We start from the raw sequence: 20,053 nt of genomic DNA, 5'->3' as shown, positions 1-20,053 counted from the left end.
ACTCCCCGGAGCCCGACCGATGAAAGCCGCTACCTTAATGCTGGCCGGTGCAGCACTGTTACTTTCTGCCTGCAGCAGCAACAGTGATGATGAACCACCGCAACAGGCTACCGCAGCACACGTTCAACCGCATGTCATCATGGCATCTATGGCCGAAGTGAATTGCAACAATGCCGGGGGAACACTGGCGTTTTCACGTCAGCTGGATGGATCGCGTATTGGCATGTGTCAGTTAGCCAACGGCCGTCGTTGTGACGAGCAGGCGTTGATGGGTGGACAGTGCGCCCGCTGAGGCAGGCGCCACATCTTTACGCTTTCACCTGATTCGGGCAGGTTTCGCCACGTTCAAGCTGCTGCAAATTGCTGAGCGTGGTTTCGGAAATTGCCGTCAGGGCTTCGGCAGTCAGAAATGCCTGATGGCCGGTGAACAACACGTTATGGCAGGCTGACAGGCGACGGAAAATATCGTCCTGTATCACGTCATTGGACTTATCTTCAAAGAACAGATCGCGCTCGTTTTCGTACACGTCCATCCCCAGCGATCCAATTTTCTGCTGCTTGAGCGCATCAATCGCGGCCTGCGAATCAATTAAACCACCGCGACTGGTGTTAATGATCATCACGCCATCTTTCATCTGGCTAAACGCGTGCGCATTTAATAAGTGATGGTTTTCTGGCGTCATCGGGCAGTGCAATGTGATGACATCAGATTCAGCAAACAGCGTTTTCAGGTCGACATATTCTGCCCCCAGCTCCTGGGCTGCCGCGCTTGGGTAGGGATCAAACGCCAGCAGGCGCATGCCAAAGCCTTTCAAAATTCGCATGGTTGCCACACCGATTTTGCCGGTGCCAACTACACCCGCGGTTTTGCCGTGCATATTGAAGCCGGTCAGGCCATCCAGCGAGAAGTTAGCATCACGCGTGCGTTGATAGGCGCGGTGAATGCGGCGGTTCAGCGTCATCATCAAACCCACTGCGTGTTCAGCCACCGCTTCCGGCGAGTAGGCCGGTACGCGCACCACCTGCAGACCGAGCGCTTCGGCTGCTTCGAGATCGACATTATTGAACCCGGCGCAGCGTAGCGCGATAGTCTTGACGCCCAGCGCAGCCAGTTCTTCCAGTACCGCTTTACTGCCATCGTCATTAACGAAAATGCAGACGGCATCGCAGCCCGCAGCATTTTTGGCCGTGGTTTCACTCAGCAGGAAGTCAAAGAACTGCAACTCAAATCCAAAGTTGGCATTGACGTGTTCAAAGTATTTCTGGTCGTAGTGTTTGGTACTGTAAACCGCAACTTTCATTGTTTCGCTCCTGAAAAATGTCATGTCGGTATCATCACAGAATAACGTTTTCTGCATCATTTTGCTGATCTTCAGCCAGGCTATATAGCTAACACCTTCATTTGCCGGGCATAACATGACATCATCTCCGTCAGGATTGCGTAAAGAACAGGATAGTTAGCTGCCATGACGCGGGGCCTCCGTCGAACTCTTGCTGCGCTACTGGCGCTGATACTGCTGCTATTGGGATTGCTGCTGACGCTGACGCAATGGCTGCCGCGTCTGGCGGGCATCTGGCTGCCGGAAAATACCCGTGTGGAACTGACTGGTTCACCGCGCTGGCATAACGGCGGCGTGCATTTTCCGGCGGTACGCTATCTGGCCGGTGATTGCGAACTGGCGAATGTCAAAGATGTGGCGCTGGGTTGGCAACATCGACGCTGGCAGCTCAGTGCGCAGGCCGTACAGCTCAACAGCGATTGCCTGCAAGCTCTGCCGCAGAACGATGCCAGCGGTGCACCGCGCAGTCTGGCTGAATGGCAGCAGATGCTACCGGGCGCCGATATCCATCTGGAGCAACTGAGTATTTTACCCTGGCAGCAATATGCCGGTCGTTTTGATCTCAGCCTCGATAAAAGCGTCCAGCAGTTGCATTATCAGGGCGATAACCTCCAGCTTGATGCGCGTTTGCAGGGGCAACAACTGCAGATAGCACAACTTCAGTTCAGTCATCCTTTACTTCCTAAACCACTCGATTTGCACGGTGAACTGACGCTGCCCACCTTTGCCAACGGTTTACCGGTTGCAGGCGAACTTAGCGGTGATGTCAATCTGGCGCAGTGGCCGCAGCCGCTGGCGGTGACGCTTAACTGGCAGCAGCAGCAGGGCACGCTGGTGGTGAATCAGCAGGGCGACGATCAGCCGTTGTTGCAGTTACCGTGGCAGGTCGATGCGCAGCAGATTCGTATCAGCCAGGGACATTGGCGCTGGCCACAAGCCGATCAGCCGCTGTCGGGTGGTTTGGCGCTCACGCTGGACAACTGGCAACAGGGACTGGAAAACACCCAGGTCAGCGGACGATTTAACCTGCTAACTCAGGGACGTGGCGGTAAGGGTAATCTGGTGTTAAGTATCGGACCCGGCAACCTGAGCCTGACCGACAGCAACTTGCCGTTCCAGCTCACGGGTGAAAGTAAATTTGCCGATCTGCAACTGTTTGGCAGCATGCCGGGTGTGCTGCACGGCATGCTGACCGACCCGCAGGTCAGCCTTAAACAAGGTGCACTGCTGCGTTTGCGCGGTCGCTTACTGTCGACGCTGGAAGTGGATGAAGCGCGCTGGCCGTTAGCCGGCGTGACGCTTGCCTCGCGCGGTATCAATGGCAGATTACAAGCCATTCTAAAAGCTCACGATCCCAGTTTCGGGCGCTTTACGCTGCATCTTGATGGCCGCGCCAGCGATTTCTGGCCAGACAGCGGGCGCTGGAACTGGCGATACTGGGGCGATGGCGAGATGCAGCCGCTCAATGCCAAATGGGATGTGAAGGGCACGGGTAGCTGGCAGGATACGTTAATCAGTCTGGACACACTCAACACCGGCTTTGATCAATTAGCCTATGGCATGGTGCAGGTTGATAAACCGCGCCTGACCCTAACCGCACCGGTCCGCTGGCAGCGAGACGTCGCGCATCCGGCGTTTAACGGTGGTTTTACCTTGAAGTCAGGTCAGACGCAGTTCAGCTATGGCGGCTGGCTGCCGCCTTCGGAATTGAGCTTCGAGGCCAAAGGCAGCGATCCGAGTCGCTTTATCTGGCGTGGGCAGTTAACCGCTGAGGATATTGGCCCGGTGCGGGTGCATGGTCGCTGGGATGGTGAACGTCTGCGCGGTGAAGCCTGGTGGCCAGCTCAATCACTAACGGTGTTTCAGCCGTTGCTCAGCAGCGATTTGAAGATGCGCATTCAGTCGGGTGAACTGCGGGCACAAATGGCGTTTTCTGCGGCGTCGAAACAGGGCTTCGAAGCCGGTGGTTTCTGGGCGGTGAAAAAGGGCAGTGTGTGGATGCCAGACAGTGAGATCAATGGCATCGACTTTACGTTGCCGTTCCGTCTGAAAGACCATCAGTGGCAGTTAGGCCTACGTGGTCCGGTTTCACTGCGCATCGCCGAAGTGAAAAACCAGTTTGCGTTGCAGAATATTACCGCCGATCTGCAGGGCCACTATCCATGGCAAGAGCGCCAGCCGCTGACGCTGAGTAATGTAAATCTCGATCTTTTAGGCGGCCACGTTAGCATGCCTGAACTGCGCATGCCGCAGCATGAACCCGCGCGCGTTTCACTGCGTGAAATCAACCTCAGCAAGCTGATCACGGCGATCAAACCCAAGCAGTTCGCCATGTCGGGCAAAGTAAACGGCGAGCTGCCGCTGTGGGTGAATAATCCGCAATGGTTGATTGAAAAAGGCTGGATCGCCAACAGCGGCCCGCTGACCTTCCGCATGGATAAAGATATGGCCGATGCCATTGTCAGTAATAACTTTGCTGCGGGTGCCGCTATGGACTGGCTGCGCTACATGGAGATTTCCCGTTCGTGGGCCACATTGGACCTCGATAACTTCGGCAACCTCACGATGCAGTCGGAAGTGAAGGGCACCAGCCAGTTTAGTAATCGCCGGCAGTCGATTAACCTCAACTATCGGCATCAGGAAAATCTTTTCCAGCTGTGGCGCAGTTTGCGCTTTGGCGATAATTTGCAATCCTGGGTGGAACAAAATGCCACCCTGCCATCGAAGAAGGATCCCCAACCATGAGCCTCAGGGCATTGCTGGTGTTGGCAGCTGGACTGCCGCTGATCGGTTGCGTGCCGCGTATTGAAGTGGCGGCGCCGAAAGAGCCGATCACCATCAATATGAACGTGAAGATCGAACATGAAATCCACATCAAGGTAGATAAAGATGTGGAAGCGCTGCTGAAAAACCAGAGCGGTCTGTTTTGAGGAGCGGCAGGATGAAATCAAAAGCGATGGCATTAATGCTGGCGCTGCTGTTGGTGCCTTCAGCCTGGGCGCTGACGCTGGACGAAGCACGCCAACAGGGGCGTCTGGGTGAAACACTCAGTGGTTATGTTGCGGCACGCCAGCAGGATGATGAAACCCTGGCGCTGGTGAAGCGGATAAACGATGGCCGCACGCAGCAGTATCAGCGCGTCGCGCAGCAGAACAATCTAACCACCAGCGAAGTGGCACGTATTGCGGGCGAGAAGCTGGTGAGTCGTGCGGGTAGCGGGGAATATGTGCGCGGCATTAACGGGCAGTGGTTACGTAAGTAAAACCCATCATTATGTGAGTCACAGCCATAAAAAAGCCGGGCACTCAGGCCCGGCAAAGATGGCATCATACCCATTATTCTCGGGTATTCATCACGTTCTTAAGATTACGCAGCAACAATTTGCTTGATAGCGTCTTTCGCGTCGTTAGCCGCTTTGGTCGCCACTTCCGGACCGTAAGCAATACCTTCTGCGAACACGAAGTTCACGTCGGTGATGCCGATGAAGCCCAGGAACAGTTTCACGTATGGGGTCAGCAGATCGCTGGCCGTATCTTTGTGGATACCGCCACGGCTGGACAGGATCACGGCACGTTTACCGGTGACCAGACCTTCCGGGCCTGCTTCGGTGTAACGGAAAGTCACGCCAGCACGAGCAATCAGGTCGAAGTAGTTTTTCAGCTGAGTTGGGATGTTGAAGTTGTACATCGGCGCAGCAATAACCACGGTGTCATGCGCTTGCAGTTCAGCAATCAGTTCGTCAGACAGGGACAGTGCTTCCTGCTGGCGTGGAGACAGTGGAGCATCTGAAGGACGCAGTGCGCCAACCAGCTCACCATCCAGAACCGGAATCGGCTGAGCAGCCAGATCGCGGACGGTAACATCATTACCTTTGGCGCGGGCTTCTTCAGCGTAGAAGTCAGCCAATTGGTTTGACTGAGAGTAACCGGCGAGGATGCTTGATTTCAGAACTAAAACTTTGCTCATGGTGTTTTCCTGTGCGTGACGCGGTTGGCTTACCGCTCAATGCGTTACACTCTACGGAGTTCCTCCGCGAGGTAAAAGCGCAATATTTCGAGACCTATGTTCGAAATTATTGAATAAGGTCGCACGTCCGGTCAGGTGAGGTTTTCCAGAGTGTGCTATCATGCCGGGCAATAATTGATTGAATCCGCCGGGAAATTTCAGCCGGTATAGAGCGCATTTTGCCAGGCTCGCCGCGACAACAGGTAACGCATTACTATGTCATCATCCCAAACCTCCCCTTTGGCGCCGCTCTGGTCGCGGCTCGATAATCTGACGCTGCGCGATCGCCAGCGCTTGCAGCGCCGTCTGCATGGCGCAGCGAAGGCAAAAAATCCTGCGGCGCAGCAGGGCATTGCCACAGAATTAGAAGCCGAATTTGCGGCTGCTGAACTGCGTATCGCTCAGCGTACGGCGGCCACGCCACGCATCACCTTCCCGGAAAACCTGCCGGTCAGTCAGAAACAGCAAGAGATTGCAGAGGCGATTCGCGATCATCAGGTGGTGATTGTGGCCGGGGAAACCGGTTCAGGGAAAACCACCCAGCTGCCGAAGATTTGTCTGGCGCTCGGGCGTGGTGTGAAAGGGTTGATTGGTCATACGCAGCCACGCCGACTGGCGGCGCGCACCGTCGCCAACCGTATTGCTGATGAGCTGGAAACCTCGCTCGGAGGCACTATCGGTTATAAGGTGCGCTTTAACGATCAGGTCAGCGACACGACGCAAGTGAAGTTGATGACCGACGGTATTTTACTGGCGGAAATCCAGCAGGATCGTCAGTTGCTGCAATATGACACCATCATTATTGATGAAGCGCATGAACGCAGCCTGAACATCGATTTTCTGCTGGGCTACCTGCGCGAGTTGCTGCCGCGCCGTCCCGATTTGAAAGTGATCATCACCTCGGCGACCATTGACCCGCAGCGTTTCTCACGCCACTTCAATAATGCGCCCGTAATTGAAGTCTCAGGTCGCACCTATCCGGTAGAAGTGCGCTATCGCCCGATTGTGGAAGACGCGGATGATACCGATCGCGATCAGCTGCAGGCGATTTTTGACGCCGTCGATGAGTTAGGTCACGAGAGCCGCGGTGATATCCTGATCTTTATGAGTGGCGAGCGTGAAATCCGCGATACCGCCGATGCGTTGATGAAGCGCGATATCCCGCACACCGAAATTTTACCGCTGTATGCACGGCTGTCGAATGCCGAGCAGAACCGGGTGTTTCAGTCACACAGCGGGCGCCGCATCGTGCTGGCGACCAACGTGGCCGAGACTTCACTAACCGTACCGGGCATTAAATACGTCATCGATCCCGGCACTGCGCGTATCAGTCGCTACAGCTATCGCACTAAGGTGCAGCGCCTGCCGATCGAACCGGTTTCGCAAGCGTCTGCTAACCAGCGTAAAGGGCGTTGCGGTCGTGTGTCGGAAGGGATCTGTATTCGTCTCTATTCAGAGGACGATTTCCTTAGCCGTCCAGCGTTTACCGATCCGGAAATTCTGCGTACCAATCTGGCATCCGTGATTTTGCAGATGACCGCGCTCGGTCTCGGCGATATTGCTGCGTTCCCGTTTGTTGAAGCGCCAGACAAGCGCAACATTCAGGATGGCGTACGTCTGCTGGAAGAGCTGGGCGCCATCACGCTGAGTGAGGATGAAACCTACAAGCTGACTACCTCTGGCCGCCAGCTGGCACAATTGCCGGTGGATCCGCGTCTGGCGCGCATGGTATTGGAAGCGCAAAAGTTCGGCTGCGTGCGTGAAGCGATGATCATCACCGCGGCCTTATCCATTCAGGATCCGCGCGAGCGCCCGAGTGAAAAACAGCAGGCATCCGATGAGAAACACCGTCGCTTTGCCGATAAAGAGTCGGATTTCCTCTCTTTCGTGAATCTGTGGAACTACCTGCAGGAGCAGCAAAAAGCGCTGTCGGGCAATCATTTCCGCCGCCAGTGTAAAACCGACTTCCTCAACTATCTGCGCGTACGTGAATGGCAGGATATTTACACGCAGCTGCGTCAGGTGGTGCGCGAACAGGGCATGCCAGTTAACAGCGAGCCCGCACCCTATCGTGAAGTCCACTGCGCCTTATTGACCGGTTTGCTGTCGCATATTGGTCAGAAAGATAATGAGAAGCAGGAATTCACCGGCGCGCGCAATGCCCGCTTCTCCATCTTCCCCGGCTCCGGCCTGTTTAAGAAGCCGCCGAAGTGGACCATGGTGGCGGAACTGGTGGAAACCAGCCGCTTGTGGGGCCGCGTGGCCGCGCGTATCGATCCGGAATGGATTGAACCGCTGGCACAGCACCTGATCAAACGCAGCTACAGCGAACCGCACTGGGAGAAAGCCCAGGGTGCGGTGATGGCGACAGAAAAAGTCACGCTTTATGGCCTGGCGATTGTGCAGGCGCGCAAGGTTAACTACAGCCAAATCGATGCGCCACTCAGCCGTGAACTGTTTATCCGTCACGCGTTAGTGGAAGGAGACTGGCAGACGCGTCATGCGTTCCTGCGTAACAACCTGAAATTGCGCAGTGAAGTAGAAGATCTGGAACACAAATCACGTCGTCGTGACATTCTGGTCGATGATGAAACGCTGTTTGCTTTCTACGATCGCCGCATCGGCGCTGACGTGGTCTCCGCGCGCCACTTTGACAGCTGGTGGAAACAGGCGAGCAAAGACAATCCTGACTTGCTCAGTTTTGATAAGCAGATGCTGATCAAAGATGGCGCCGATAAAGTCAGCCAGCTTGATTACCCGAACTTCTGGCATCAGGGCAACCTGAAGCTGAAACTGAGCTATCAGTTTGAACCGGGGGCGGATGCCGATGGTGTTACCGTCCACATTCCGCTGCCGTTGCTCAATCAGGTCGAAGAAGGTGGTTTTGAGTGGCAAATCCCCGGCGTGCGCCGTGAGTTGGTGATTGCACTGATTAAATCGCTGCCAAAACCAACGCGACGCAATCTGGTGCCTGCACCGAACTACGCAGAAGCTTTCCTTGGTCGTGTTAAAGCGATGGAGTTACCGCTACTGGATGCGCTGGAGCGCGAGTTCCGCCGCATGACCGGCGTGACAATTGATCGTGAAGCCTGGCAGTGGGATCAGGTGCCCGATCACCTGAAAATGACCTTCCGCATTGTGGATGAACACAATCGCAAGCTGCAGGAAGGCAAAGATCTGCATCAACTGAAGCAGGTGTTGAAAGGCAAGGTGCAGGAAACGCTGTCGAAAGTCGCGGATGATGGGCTGGAGCAGAGCGGACTGCACATCTGGAGCTTTGGTGATTTGCCGCAGAGCTACGAGCAGAAGCGCGGCAGCTATCAGGTTAAAGCCTGGCCCGCGCTGGTCGATGAAAAAGACAGTGTTGCCATTCGCCTGTTCGATAATGAACTGGAGCAGCAGAAAATGATGTGGCGCGGTCAGCGTCGCTTGTTGCTGTTAAACATCCCGTCGCCGATCAAATATCTGCACGAGAAACTGCCAAACAAAGCCAAGCTCGGCTTGTACTTCAATCCGTACGGCAAAGTACTGGATCTGATTGATGACTGTATCGCTTGTGGTATCGATAAATTGATGGCGGAAGCGGGCGGACCGGCGTGGCAACAGGAGAACTTCGAGCAGCTACGCGACAAAGTGCGTGCTGAATTGAATGAAACCGTGGTGACCATCGCCAAACAGGTCGAGCAGATTCTGACCAGTGTGTTCAATATCAACAAGTTCCTGAAAGGCCGTGTCGATATGACGCTGGCGTTGGCACTGTCTGATATTAAAGCGCAGATGAGTGGTCTGGTTTACCGCGGCTTTGTTACCGGCAATGGCTATCAACACCTGGGCGATACATTGCGCTATTTACAGGGTATCGAGCGTCGTCTGGAAAAATTGCCGACCGACCCTTACAGCGATCGCGCGCGCATGCTGAAAGTGCAGGCGACAGAGCAGGCGTGGCAAGCATGGCGCAATAAACTGCCGCCACAGCGCCAGGATGATGCTGAAGTTCAGGCGATTCGCTGGATGCTGGAGGAGTTACGCATTAGCTACTTTGCCCAGCAGTTGGGCACACCTTATCCCATTTCTGATAAGCGTATTGTGCAGGCGATGGAACAGATTGGCTGATTGCAAAAACAACAAAGGCGCAATTTTTTTGCGCCTTTGTGAGTGAAAACATCGCTGACTGTGCGTAATAAATAACACCGCGAAGAATCGATTGAGTGGCGGAATCTTATTTCGCCAACTCTTCAAGACTGTCTTTAAACGATGTGACCGCAATGGCACGGTTATCCGCGCGATAACGATCCGCTGGAGCGGGCGCAGAGCTTTGCACCGCAATCAGTTTCCAGCCATCCCCACTTTTTAACAGTAGCGGTGATCCACTATCGCCAGGCAAGGTATCGCACTGGTGTGACAACACCGCACGTTGCGCCCAGCCGGTAATCAAACAATCACTGTGCGAGTAGAGCGTATCAAGATGATCCGCCGGATATCCGGCCTGCGTCACTTTACGTTCGGTGGTTTTCAGTGCGTCAGTTAGATCGCTGCGTGAGCCGTCAAACAGGGGAATCGGCACGATGCCCGACGGCGGGTTATGCAAAATAACCAGCCCATAATCGTAAGGTGCCGCGCCCGGCGGCACGATCCAACCCTCACCGTCGGCTTTAAGCCTGCGCGCCAGAGAAGGTTCTACTCGCGCATCAATATCATGTATTTCATAACGCCAGCCTTTGGCACCTGACATAAAGCGCAGCGCCACCGGTTTATCAAATTTACCCGGAGGAGCGAGCAGGCAATGTCCGGCGGTTAACGCCAGGTGAGCGGATATCAGGGTTGCGGTACAGAGATTGCCGCTTTCGGTCTCCAGCTGGCCAATCGCATCCCATGGCGCCGCGCTGACATCCGTGATCGCTTTGCGGTGGTCTTTGCCAAAGAACAGTGTCTTGATGTCTTCCGGGCTTGGCCCATCTTCGTCATCGGCATGTGCTGCGAGGTTAAAACTGAAAATACCAACGAGTAACAGGGTAGCCAGGCGCATAAATCTCTCAATGGCGAGAATAAGTAGGGGAGTTTGTCATCACGCTTGAGCGATAACTATAGTCGGAGAGCGGGAAAAAAGGGAGAAATATTGGAGTAATCAGCACGCTACAACGACTAGATAAAAAAACTGGCTGCAACAATGCCACAGAGGATCATTACAATCAGGATAATTTCGAAGCGATAGCGACGCACCATTTTTCGCTACTCCAGTAAATAAACACCCGGCATAACCGGGTGTTTTAGATATTAATGCGGTGTTGGCGCTAAGGGGCCGAATTATTTAGCCGCTTTTTTCGCTTTGTGGTGCTTTTTAGCAGCCTGAGCTTTCTGAGCTGGTTTAGTTACTTTTTTGTGGTGCTTTTTAGCAGCTTGAGCTTTCTGTGCAGCTGGCTTGGTTGCTTTTTTGTGATGCTTTTTAGCAGCCTGGGCTTTCTGTGCAGCTGGCTTGGTTGCTTTTTTGTGGTGCTTTTTAGCAGCCTGGGCTTTCTGTGCAGCTGGCTTGGTTGCTTTTTTGTGGTGCTTTTTAGCGGCCTGCGCTTTCTGTGCAGCTGGCGCTTTCTTCTCTACTTTTTTGTGTTTTTTAGCTGCCTGCGCTTTCTGGGCAACTTTCTTATGATGAACCGCTTTGTGCTTAGCAGGTGCAGCGGTAGTGGTAGCGGCAGCAGCCGGAGCAGCTGTAGTGGTCTCAGCAGCGAAAGCAACAGAAGACATACCCATAGCAGCGGCGATCACCAGTGCAACTAATTTTTTCATCGCAAAATCCTCGAACTAATTTTTCATGTGTAGCCCACTGCGGGGCCGGTGAAACAACTATATGAAAAACAACTCGGTCTTTCCGTGAGGCATTGGTATCGGCGTGTAACGGAATGTACAAAGCGGAGTAAAGGAAGTGAAAAGGGCGGCCGGTTGGGCCGCAGCGCAGTTTACGCAGAGAGATAGCGTTGTTCAAGGTGCTGACGGAAATAGTGCGGATTCAGCGTTTCGCCCGTAGCATTGACCAACAGCTGATTCGTCGGGAAGCGGCTGCCGTGCTGCCAGATGTTCTGTTGTAACCAGTCAAATACCGGCTGCAACTCTCCGTTACGGATCAGATCTTCCACTTGAGGTATCGCCCGCTTCACGGCCTGGAATAGCTGGGCCGCGTACATGGCACCTAAGGTGTACGTCGGGAAGTAACCAAAGGCGCCATCGGTCCAGTGGATATCCTGCATGCAGCCATCACGGTAATTGCCACGGGTATCTATTCCCAGCGATTGCTGCATCTTCTCATCCCACAGTGCGGGGATGTCATCGACTTCAATCTCACCTTCAATCAACGCACGTTCGATCTCGTAACGCAGAATCACGTGGGCCGGATAGCTCAGCTCATCGGCATCCACGCGAATAAAGCCGGGCTTGACGCGTTGCGTCTGGCGAATAAAGTTGTTGAGTTCCAGCGCGGGCTGATCGCCCATCATCGCCGTCACCTGCGGGTGGATATGTTGCAGGAACGCCTTACTGCGGCCCAGCTGCATCTCCATAAACAGGCTTTGTGATTCATGCATGGCGGTAGAGCGTGCATGTGCCACCGGTTGTCCGCGCCATTGCTGCGGTAAGTTCTGCTCATAACGTGCGTGTCCGGTTTCATGGATCACGCCCATCATGGCACTGAGGAAGTCGCTCTCATTGTAACGGGTGGTGATGCGTACATCTTCCGGCACGCCGCCACAGAAGGGATGTGCACTAACATCCAGGCGGCCATGATTGAAATCGAAGCCCAACGTTTTCATCACACTCAAGCCCAGCTGCTTTTGCGCTTCAATGGCGAAGGGACCAATCGGCGCCGCGATGGCGGTTTTCTGCTGCTTCTCAACGGCTTTTTGCAGCAGCGCGGGCAGCCAGCTTTTCAACTCGCCAAAAGTACTGTCGAGTTGTACACTGGTCATGCCTGGCTCGAACACATCCAGTAGCGCGTCATAACGAGACACACCCAGCGCCTCGGCGCGTAACTGAGCTTCCTCACGGCTGAGTTTCACCACTTCTTTCAGGTTAGCCGAGAAGCCCTGCCAGTCATTAGCCGGACGCTGTTGGCGCCATGCGTGCTCACAACGCGAACCGGCCAGCGATTTAGCTTCTACCAACGAAGCGGGCAGAATCGTCGCCTGCTGCCATGCACGCTGCATTTCGCTCAGGTTAGCTTGCTCAACATCGTTCAACGATTCTTGCTGGGCGGCATCGAACAAGCCGCCGAGGCGTTTATCAGTCAGCAGTTCATGCATAAACACGCTGAGTTCCGCCATGGCTTCACCGCGCGCCTGACTACCGCCTGGCGGCATGGTGGTTTGCATATCCACGCCGGCAATAGCGCCCAGATGACCAAAGCGGGAAAGGCGCTGGAAAGTTTTGCTAAGTTCCTGATAAGCAGAAGTCAAAATAAAAGCTCCTTATGACGGTAAACGGGGCGAAACATCTCGCAAGGGTAGATCAACCGGCCAGCAGAAGCGAACGCTGGCGCCACCCAGCGGGCTGCTCTCAATAGTGACCTGTCCCTGCAGTGCCTGTGCAATAGAGTGGACAATCGCCAGCCCGAGCCCGCAGCCGCCGGTTGCACGATCGCGACTAGGATCGAGACGAACGAAAGGCTCAAACACGCGTGCGCGCTCTTCGGGTGGGATACCCGGGCCATCATCTTCTACCTGTAAATTACCGATGGCGCCGTCAAACCACAGGCTAACCCGCAGCCGCTGTTGAGCGTAACGCAGCGCATTGTTCACCAGATTATCCAGAACGCGTTCCATCAAACGGGTATCGGCGGAGCCCACATTCTCAAGTTGCGGAATATCCAGTGCGATATGCGCCTGTGGATTCATGGTTTGCACATCTTCGATATGCACACGCAACCACTGCGCCAAATCAAACGACTGGAGGTTAAGATCGACACGCGGGCGGTCGAGACGGGCATAGGTCAGTAATTCTTCGATTAAGCTCTCAAGCTGGCCGACATCGCGATTGAGCGCAGCGGATTCGGCCTCGCTGAGGTTATCGCTCATTTCAAGGCGATAACGTAGACGAACTAACGGCGTTCTTAACTCGTGGGCGATGCCATCAATAAGCTGTTTCTTACTGGCCACCAGCGTATTGATGTTGTCGGCCATTTGGTTAAATGCGACACCGAGACTGTGCAGGCTCGACGTACTTTCGAAATGAGTGCGCACATCCAGTTCACCGCGACCAAAACGTTGCGCGGCTTTTTCCAGCCGCTGCATCTCCTGCCAGTGTGGTCGCAGCCAGATAAACACCGGCAGCGCCAAAGACATACCGATAAACGCCAGCAGCGCGATATCCAGAATGCGCATCTGATGCAGATAAAACAGATAAGGGATAGGGCCGACCGATAACACATAATGGCTACGCGGAATGTGCTGCAGGAAGGTGTATTGATCGTCAAGCGCGACGATTTCACCGGCACGCAGGCGGCGCATATCGGGCTCATCCAGCTGATACTTACTCATCGGTTCGATATGCAGCTCAAACGACAAATCAAGATCGAGATTGCGGATGGTTTTGTTCCAGTCACGCGGAGGGATCTCGCGCAACTCGCTGCGCATCAAAAACAGCGAACTCGCCATCAAATCGTTCATTGACTGGCGGCCTGCACGCTCTGCGGTGAACTTGTACACCAGCCCCACCAGCAAGGTCATCACCAGAAAGCAGACGAACAGCAGCAGATAGAACTGGATAAAGAGCTTTCTCATGCTGAACGGGTATCCCAGGCCTGAGGCGCGAACAGGTAACCTTTATTGCGGATGGTTTTGATGCGGAACGGCTCGGTGGCACTGTCATACAGTTTTTTGCGCAGGCGTGAAATCGCCACATCAATACTGCGATCCATGCCGTCATAGCTCACCCCACGCAGCGTTTTCAGCAATGCATCGCGGTTCAGGATCTGTCCTGCGTGGGTAGCCAACTCCCACAGCAAATCAAAATCGGCGGTGGAGAGGGTAATGTTCTCATCAAACAGCATCACCTGACGATTGAGTGAATCAATGGTCAGTGAACCAAAACGCAACACACGCTGGGAACTCTGAATCGCGGGTGTGACTTCGGGCTGAGAACCCTGCGCCTGGCGCAGGTGCAGACGCAAGCGGGCCAGCAAAACAGCGGGCGGCGTGGTTTTCAGAATGTAATCGTTGGCACCCATTTCCAGCGCCAGAATGTGGTTCATGTCACTGTCGAGCGATGTCAGCAGCACAATCGGCCCTGACCAGTGCGCGCGCAGATCGCGACAAACGGTCATGCCATCTTTGCCTGGCAACATAATATCGAGGAGCACCAGGTCGGGATCGGCTTCTAAAATAGTCGCTTCAGCACGGTCACCGCGCGTTTCAACAGTCACTTCAATATCGTGGCGGCCAAGGTAAGCGGCGATCAATTCACCGACTTCTGGCTCATCTTCCACATAGACAATTTTGTTCATATTTCACGGCAAGTGATGAGAATGACAGCAGCATAACTTTTCCTGGTCCTGAGCTCTACGCTATCGCACGAAATATCCCTGCCTGACTGGTATATTTACGGTGAAATGTGCCATTATTAGCGGCGCGTTGTAGCGCAAGGTTCGGAACCGTAACGAAAACCAGGAGGAGTGCGAGGGTGTCTGATAAAGAGCTGGCTTCAGCCGGATACAGTGACCGCATCTGCTTCAATTACAGCGATTTTCTCTCTGCTTCCTGCAAAAAACGCTGGAGTTTCGTTGACGCCATATACGGTGTCATGCCGATCTTTGGCATGGTGACGCGAAAATCTGCACATGGTTTAGCGGCAAGCGACGATCATCTGAAAGAATTAGCATTACAAATCATTTCTACGCAGGTGAGTGACGAGATTAACATTGCGCGATTGATCACCTTAGCTGAACAGCAACACATCAGCCGATTTGATATTCAACTGCCTTATCCTCTGTCAGAAGATCAGCTGGACGCAATCCATCAGGAATACCGTAAAGCGCTCAATCTGACACAGCAGGATGACCTGCTGTGTGTCTCCATCCCGGTTCAGCCTCACTAATTACTGCGTGAGCTGCCACATCGCTGGCAGTGCTGCAGCAATCAGTAACCCTATCGCGATGCGCTCCAGTTGTGACAACACCTTGTTGCCACGACCACCGCGTCGCGCATAGAGGAACAGCAGTAATCCCGGTGCGTACAGCACCACAGACAGCAGCAGGTGCAGCGGACCCGAAGCGTAAAGCAGCCAGAATCCGTAAGCACTGGCGCCCAATCCTACCGCCATCGCCAGCGGATTTTGTTGCCCGCGAACCACTTTAATCAAATACAGCCCCACCAACAGATACGGCACCAGAATCATCTCTGACGCGATGGTCAGGAGCGTATTGTAATCTGCGCCAGTCACAGCAATGAGGATCAGACAGACCTGTACGCTGGCGTTGGTGAGCCACAGCGAAGCCGCCGGCGAATTATGACGATTCTGGCGTGCAATACTGCGGGGAAAAGCCCCTTGTTGTGCTGCAAGGAAAGGGACTTCGGCGGCCATAATTGTCCAGCTTAAATACGCGCCACACACGGAAATAATCAGACCCACTGCAATTACCGTATTGCCCCAATGCCCCAACAGATGCTGCATCAAGCCAGCCATCGAAGGATTCCGCATTTGCGCCAGCTCTGCACGTGGCACAACGCCCAGAGCCAGTAGGGTGACAAGCAAGTAAACCAGCAGGGCCGCGATAACCGCCAGCATGGTGGCGCGTCCGACATCTTTCTTATGACGTGCTCGCGCGGAGACCACCACCGCGCCTTCGACACCAATAAACACCCACAAGGTGATCAACATGGTCTGCTTGACCTGCTGCCAGAGCGGCTGGCCTAACGCAACCCCGCTGAAGTCGAAGTGGAAGCGATCGTAGTTAAACGCCAGCAGGGCCAGCACGACAAACAGCAGCAGTGGCACCAGTTTCCCCAGGGTAGCGAGCAGGTTGATGCTGGCAGCGGTTTGCACGCCACGTAATACCAGCCAGTGCACCAGCCATAACAGCACTGACGCACCCAGCATGGCCTGCCAGGTATTGCCATCGCCGAACACCACGTGGTCAGGCGTATCAGTGAAGAAACTCAGTGCCGAAAAGACAATTACCAGATACGACACGTTGGCGATGACCGCACAGAGCCAGTAGCCCCAGGCGGAACAAAATCCTACCAACTCACCAAATCCGGCGCGCGCATAGGTAAAAATCCCGCCGTCCAGTTCGGGTTTTAAGCGTGTCAGCAGCAGCATCGCCAGCGCAAGAAACAGGATGCCGACACCGGTAATCAGCCAGCCAATCAGCAGTGCAGCGGGACCGGCGACGGCAGCCATATTTTGCGGCAGGCTAAACACGCCCGCGCCGAGCATGGAGCTGAGTACCAGCGCGGTGAGCGCGCTCAGACCTAATTTTTTATCCAAAACACCTTTCCTGGACAGCAGAGTATGCTGGGTAGTGACTATTCCGCTGGAGTGTAACGTGGCCATTAGCCGGATTTAAAACGGAATACCCTGAAAACAGGCGAAGGATTTTACGGAGAGCGAAAAGGGAAGGCAATGCAGGATTATGCAGATCTGCGCACAGACTATGCAAAAAGAAGCACAGGGCGACAAAAGCCGCCCTGAAGGGGAATTACTTGAACAGATCCGCGGTCACGGTCAGGTTGCCACCGCTCTGGCTCGACCACTGACGGGTGATGTGATAGTACTTCGCACCCTTATCAGCCGCGCGTTTAGCCACAGCTTCAGACACTTCAGTCGGCGTTCCGAAGTGATCGGAGAAGGTCACGGTATCAAACGGCTGCATCTGTGCGGCAGTAATCGCATTCACTTCCTGCACGCTACGGCCATCTGCCAGCTTAACGGTATAACGCTGGCCCGTTGAACTCTGCGTTTCAAAGAAACGGCCTACGCTACGGCTAGGGGTATCAGATGAGGCGACACCCGGAATAGCCACTTTACTGGCTTCAGCGCCGCCAGCAGCCAGTGCTGCTTTGCCGGCTTCAGAATCGGCAGGAATCGAATCTGAAACATTCTGTACCTTACGTTCTGGTGCATCTGCTTTATACACATAAGCGGTCACGTACTGGTTACCGCCGTTGTTGGCATCAACCTGACGCACAATAAAGAAGGATGCCGCACCTTTGTCTTTCGCCTGTTTGGCAATGGCATCATTCACATCTGGCTGGCTGGCGAAGAAACCGCTCACCGAAACAGTATCGAATGGCTCTAAACGATACGCTTCGGCTTTTGGCAACTCTTTGACGCCGCTGAAGGAGCGGTATTTCGTGGTGTCATCCGCTTTAGGTGCGTTGGCTTTATACAGATCAGCCGTGACGCGCCAGTTACCGCCATTGCCGTTGGTATCGTTGATACCCTGCACATAGAAGGAGTCAGCGCCTTTTTCGTCGGCTGCTTTAGAGATGGCATCGGTAGCATCACCGATGGCATTGAAACGACCGCTGATATTAATACGTTCGAATGGTTTCAACGCGGCCGCTTGTTCTGGCGTCAACTCTTTGGCGGCAAATGCATTTGCTGCCAACAGTGATAACAAGGTGGTCGCCAGAATGGTGTTCTTCAGCTTCATAAAAATGATCCTTCGCCTTACGCAAAATGAGTACGAAAACGTGCTGGACTCTTGATGTATAACAGATTAGCCGCTGATTATTGCATGTAATAATCAACCTGTCTCAGCCAATTTATACGCATAACATTGACAATCTCCGCAAATTATTCATAGACATGTCATTTGCCTATGCTATGGCCTTTTTTTGAACGACTTACCACTTATTCTGGTAACACATAGTGCAAATATAGTTAATGCATTGTTAAATAAAGGTTTTTTAAAACACTTAATTCGACATGACACGATTCTGCGCAGCAGATTATTTTTTATTACGGCTTAAAACTAGTGGCAAAACGTGGCATTCAATCTTTGCATCTGAATATTTGAGTGAATGTCATAAGTGTGCGTTATCGCTGTGGATCACTTTTCACATTTTCAGTAGGTTATAAAGACTTTGTTACATTGCGCATTTTGCTCATAAAAAGCTGAAACGCTGTTTCAGCCTTATGGGCTTGTGCCACTTACAGAACCTCATCCTTTAATTGTTGAAAGGAAACAGTATGTTAATTGGGATACCCAAAGAACGGTTAGCCAATGAGTCGCGCGTTGCAGCAACGCCAAAGACCGTTGAGCAACTGATCAAGCTGGGATTCAGCGTCACGGTCGAGCAGGGCGCTGGTATTCGCGCGAGTTTTGACGATGAGAGCTTTATCGCCGCTGGTGCCACTATCAGCACCACCGAAAGTGTCTGGCAGTCTGACATTGTGTTGAAAGTGAATGCGCCAGACGATCAGGAGATCGAACTGACGCGCGCGGGCAGCACTTTGGTGAGCTTTATCTGGCCAGCGCAAAATCCAGTACTGCTGGAGAAACTGGCTGCACGTAACGTCACCGTCATGGCGATGGATTCCGTACCGCGTATTTCCCGTGCCCAGGCGCTGGATGCCTTGAGTTCTATGGCCAACATCGCGGGTTACCGTGCCATCGTTGAAGCGGCGCATGAATTTGGCCGCTTCTTTACCGGGCAAATCACCGCCGCGGGTAAAGTGCCACCGGCCAAAGTGATGATTATCGGCGCGGGTGTGGCGGGTCTGGCAGCGATTGGTGCCGCGGGCAGCCTCGGTGCGATCGTACGTGCGTTTGATACGCGTCCGGAAGTGAAAGAACAGGTGCAGAGTATGGGCGCCGAGTTCCTGGAGCTGGATTTCGAAGAAGAAGCGGGCAGTGGCGATGGCTATGCCAAAGTGATGTCAGAAGCCTTTATTAAGGCGGAGATGGAACTGTTTGCCGCGCAGGCGAAAGAAGTCGACATTATTGTCACCACTGCGTTGATCCCAGGCAAACCGGCACCGAAGCTGATCACCGCTGAAATGGTGGCCAGCATGAAGCCAGGCAGTGTGATTGTCGATCTGGCTGCGGCCACTGGCGGCAACTGCGATCTGACTGTGGCCGATCAGGTGACGTTGACCAGCAACGGCGTGAAGATCATTGGTTATACCGATCTGCCTAGTCGTCTGGCAACACAGTCCTCTCAGCTGTACGGCACCAACCTGGTGAACCTGCTGAAACTGCTGTGCAAAGAAAAGAACGGCGAAATCACCGTGGACTTCGAGGATGTAGTCGTCCGCGGCGTCACCGTGATTCGTGAAGGCGAAGTGACCTGGCCAGCGCCGCCGATTCAGGTTTCTGCCGCACCGAAAGCGGCGCAAGCGGCTATCCAGCCAAAAGCCAAAGTGGAAGCCAAACCGGTTTCACCGTGGCGCAAGTATCTGCTGCTGGCGCTGGCGGTGGTGCTGTTTGCCTGCCTCGCCAATGTTGCTCCGCCAGAGTTCCTCTCCCACTTCACCGTCTTTGCGCTCTCGTGCGTGGTCGGCTACTACGTGGTGTGGAACGTCAGCCATGCGTTGCATACGCCGCTGATGTCAGTCACAAACGCCATCTCCGGCATTATCGTGGTGGGCGCGGTGCTGCAGATGGGGCACGGTGGTTGGGTGACTTTCCTTGCCTTCGTCGCCGTACTGATTGCCAGCATCAATATCTTCGGTGGTTTCACCGTCACCCAGCGCATGCTGAAAATGTTTCGTAAGAATTAAGG

The 20,053-nt window shown here is 54.0% G+C and carries 16 protein-coding genes; 7 read left to right on the top strand and 9 right to left on the bottom strand.

The window, feature by feature from the left end:
* Window positions 1–19 precede the first annotated feature (19 nt).
* Window positions 20–292 carry a DUF333 domain-containing protein gene (locus LBW88_RS04815; protein ID WP_224928032.1) on the top strand — a complete coding sequence of 91 codons (273 nt, stop codon included), beginning with the start codon at window positions 20–22 and terminating at the stop codon, window positions 290–292.
* 16 nt (window positions 293–308) lie between these two features.
* On the opposite strand, the gene LBW88_RS04810 is transcribed toward LBW88_RS04815, so the two are convergent.
* Window positions 309–1,301 carry a 2-hydroxyacid dehydrogenase gene (locus LBW88_RS04810; protein WP_224928034.1) on the bottom strand — a complete coding sequence of 331 codons (993 nt, stop codon included), beginning with the start codon at window positions 1,299–1,301 and terminating at the stop codon, window positions 309–311.
* Between the two features lie 165 nt (window positions 1,302–1,466).
* Here LBW88_RS04810 and LBW88_RS04805 point away from each other — a divergent pair, with 165 nt between their 5' ends.
* Genes LBW88_RS04805 through LBW88_RS04795 form a run of 3 tightly spaced genes read left to right on the top strand, consistent with a single transcriptional unit; the run spans window position 1,467 to window position 4,602 of the window.
* Window positions 1,467–4,085, top strand: a complete 2,619-nt coding sequence (locus LBW88_RS04805) for a YdbH family protein (RefSeq protein WP_224928037.1) — start codon at window positions 1,467–1,469, stop codon at window positions 4,083–4,085.
* On the top strand, window positions 4,082–4,270 hold the full coding sequence (locus LBW88_RS04800) for a YnbE family lipoprotein (RefSeq protein WP_013509194.1): 189 nt from the start codon (window positions 4,082–4,084) through the stop codon (window positions 4,268–4,270). The genes LBW88_RS04805 and LBW88_RS04800 overlap by 4 nt, the downstream gene beginning before the upstream one ends.
* Before the next feature lie 11 nt (window positions 4,271–4,281).
* Window positions 4,282–4,602, top strand: coding sequence for a YdbL family protein (locus tag LBW88_RS04795; protein ID WP_224928040.1), 321 nt, complete (start codon window positions 4,282–4,284; stop codon window positions 4,600–4,602).
* 104 nt (window positions 4,603–4,706) lie between these two features.
* On the opposite strand, the gene azoR is transcribed toward LBW88_RS04795, so the two are convergent.
* Window positions 4,707–5,306, bottom strand: a complete 600-nt coding sequence (azoR, locus tag LBW88_RS04790) for an FMN-dependent NADH-azoreductase (RefSeq protein ID WP_224928043.1) — start codon at window positions 5,304–5,306, stop codon at window positions 4,707–4,709.
* A 255-nt stretch (window positions 5,307–5,561) separates the two neighbouring features.
* On the opposite strand from azoR, the gene hrpA reads away from it, so the two are divergent.
* Window positions 5,562–9,458: an ATP-dependent RNA helicase HrpA gene (gene hrpA / locus LBW88_RS04785; RefSeq protein ID WP_224928045.1), complete on the top strand. Its 3,897-nt coding sequence runs from the start codon at window positions 5,562–5,564 to the stop codon at window positions 9,456–9,458.
* Between the two features lie 106 nt (window positions 9,459–9,564).
* Here the strand turns inward: hrpA and LBW88_RS04780 are convergent, their stop codons facing one another.
* The 5 genes from LBW88_RS04780 to rstA all read right to left on the bottom strand — a co-directional run bounded on the left by LBW88_RS04780 (window position 9,565) and on the right by rstA (window position 14,829).
* Window positions 9,565–10,371 (bottom strand): trypsin-like serine peptidase, encoded by an 807-nt coding sequence (locus tag LBW88_RS04780; RefSeq protein ID WP_224928048.1) that lies wholly within the window; start codon window positions 10,369–10,371, stop codon window positions 9,565–9,567.
* A 278-nt stretch (window positions 10,372–10,649) separates the two neighbouring features.
* Window positions 10,650–11,126, bottom strand: a complete 477-nt coding sequence (gene asr, locus LBW88_RS04775; RefSeq protein WP_224928051.1) for an acid resistance repetitive basic protein Asr — start codon at window positions 11,124–11,126, stop codon at window positions 10,650–10,652.
* A gap of 170 nt (window positions 11,127–11,296) precedes the next feature.
* Window positions 11,297–12,784 carry a carboxypeptidase M32 gene (locus tag LBW88_RS04770; protein WP_224928054.1) on the bottom strand — a complete coding sequence of 496 codons (1,488 nt, stop codon included), beginning with the start codon at window positions 12,782–12,784 and terminating at the stop codon, window positions 11,297–11,299.
* Window positions 12,785–12,796: 12 nt separating this feature from the next.
* Window positions 12,797–14,107, bottom strand: coding sequence for a two-component system sensor histidine kinase RstB (gene rstB, locus LBW88_RS04765; protein ID WP_224928057.1), 1,311 nt, complete (start codon window positions 14,105–14,107; stop codon window positions 12,797–12,799).
* Complete coding sequence (rstA, locus tag LBW88_RS04760; RefSeq protein WP_224928061.1) at window positions 14,104–14,829, bottom strand: two-component system response regulator RstA; 726 nt, start codon at window positions 14,827–14,829, stop codon at window positions 14,104–14,106. Before rstA ends, rstB begins: the two co-directional genes overlap by 4 nt.
* A 176-nt stretch (window positions 14,830–15,005) precedes the next feature.
* Here rstA and LBW88_RS04755 point away from each other — a divergent pair, with 176 nt between their 5' ends.
* Window positions 15,006–15,419, top strand: coding sequence for a hypothetical protein (locus LBW88_RS04755; RefSeq protein ID WP_038646835.1), 414 nt, complete (start codon window positions 15,006–15,008; stop codon window positions 15,417–15,419).
* On the opposite strand, the gene LBW88_RS04750 is transcribed toward LBW88_RS04755, so the two are convergent.
* Both LBW88_RS04750 and ydgH read right to left on the bottom strand, forming a co-directional pair.
* Complete coding sequence (locus LBW88_RS04750) at window positions 15,420–16,811, bottom strand: basic amino acid/polyamine antiporter (RefSeq protein ID WP_224928065.1); 1,392 nt, start codon at window positions 16,809–16,811, stop codon at window positions 15,420–15,422. It lies immediately after the preceding gene.
* A gap of 211 nt (window positions 16,812–17,022) precedes the next feature.
* Entirely contained in the window at window positions 17,023–17,979 is a 957-nt protein-coding gene (gene ydgH, locus LBW88_RS04745; protein ID WP_224928068.1) for a DUF1471 family protein YdgH, read from the bottom strand.
* Between the two features lie 539 nt (window positions 17,980–18,518).
* Between ydgH and pntA the strand changes: the two genes are divergently transcribed.
* Entirely contained in the window at window positions 18,519–20,051 is a 1,533-nt protein-coding gene (pntA, locus tag LBW88_RS04740) for a Re/Si-specific NAD(P)(+) transhydrogenase subunit alpha (RefSeq protein WP_224928071.1), read from the top strand.
* The last annotated feature ends 2 nt before the right edge of the window (window positions 20,052–20,053 follow it).

Source organism: Pantoea sp. alder81 (assembly GCF_020179835.1).
Taxonomy (GTDB): domain Bacteria; phylum Pseudomonadota; class Gammaproteobacteria; order Enterobacterales; family Enterobacteriaceae; genus Pantoea.
This window is presented reverse-complemented; position numbering and strand designations above follow the sequence as displayed.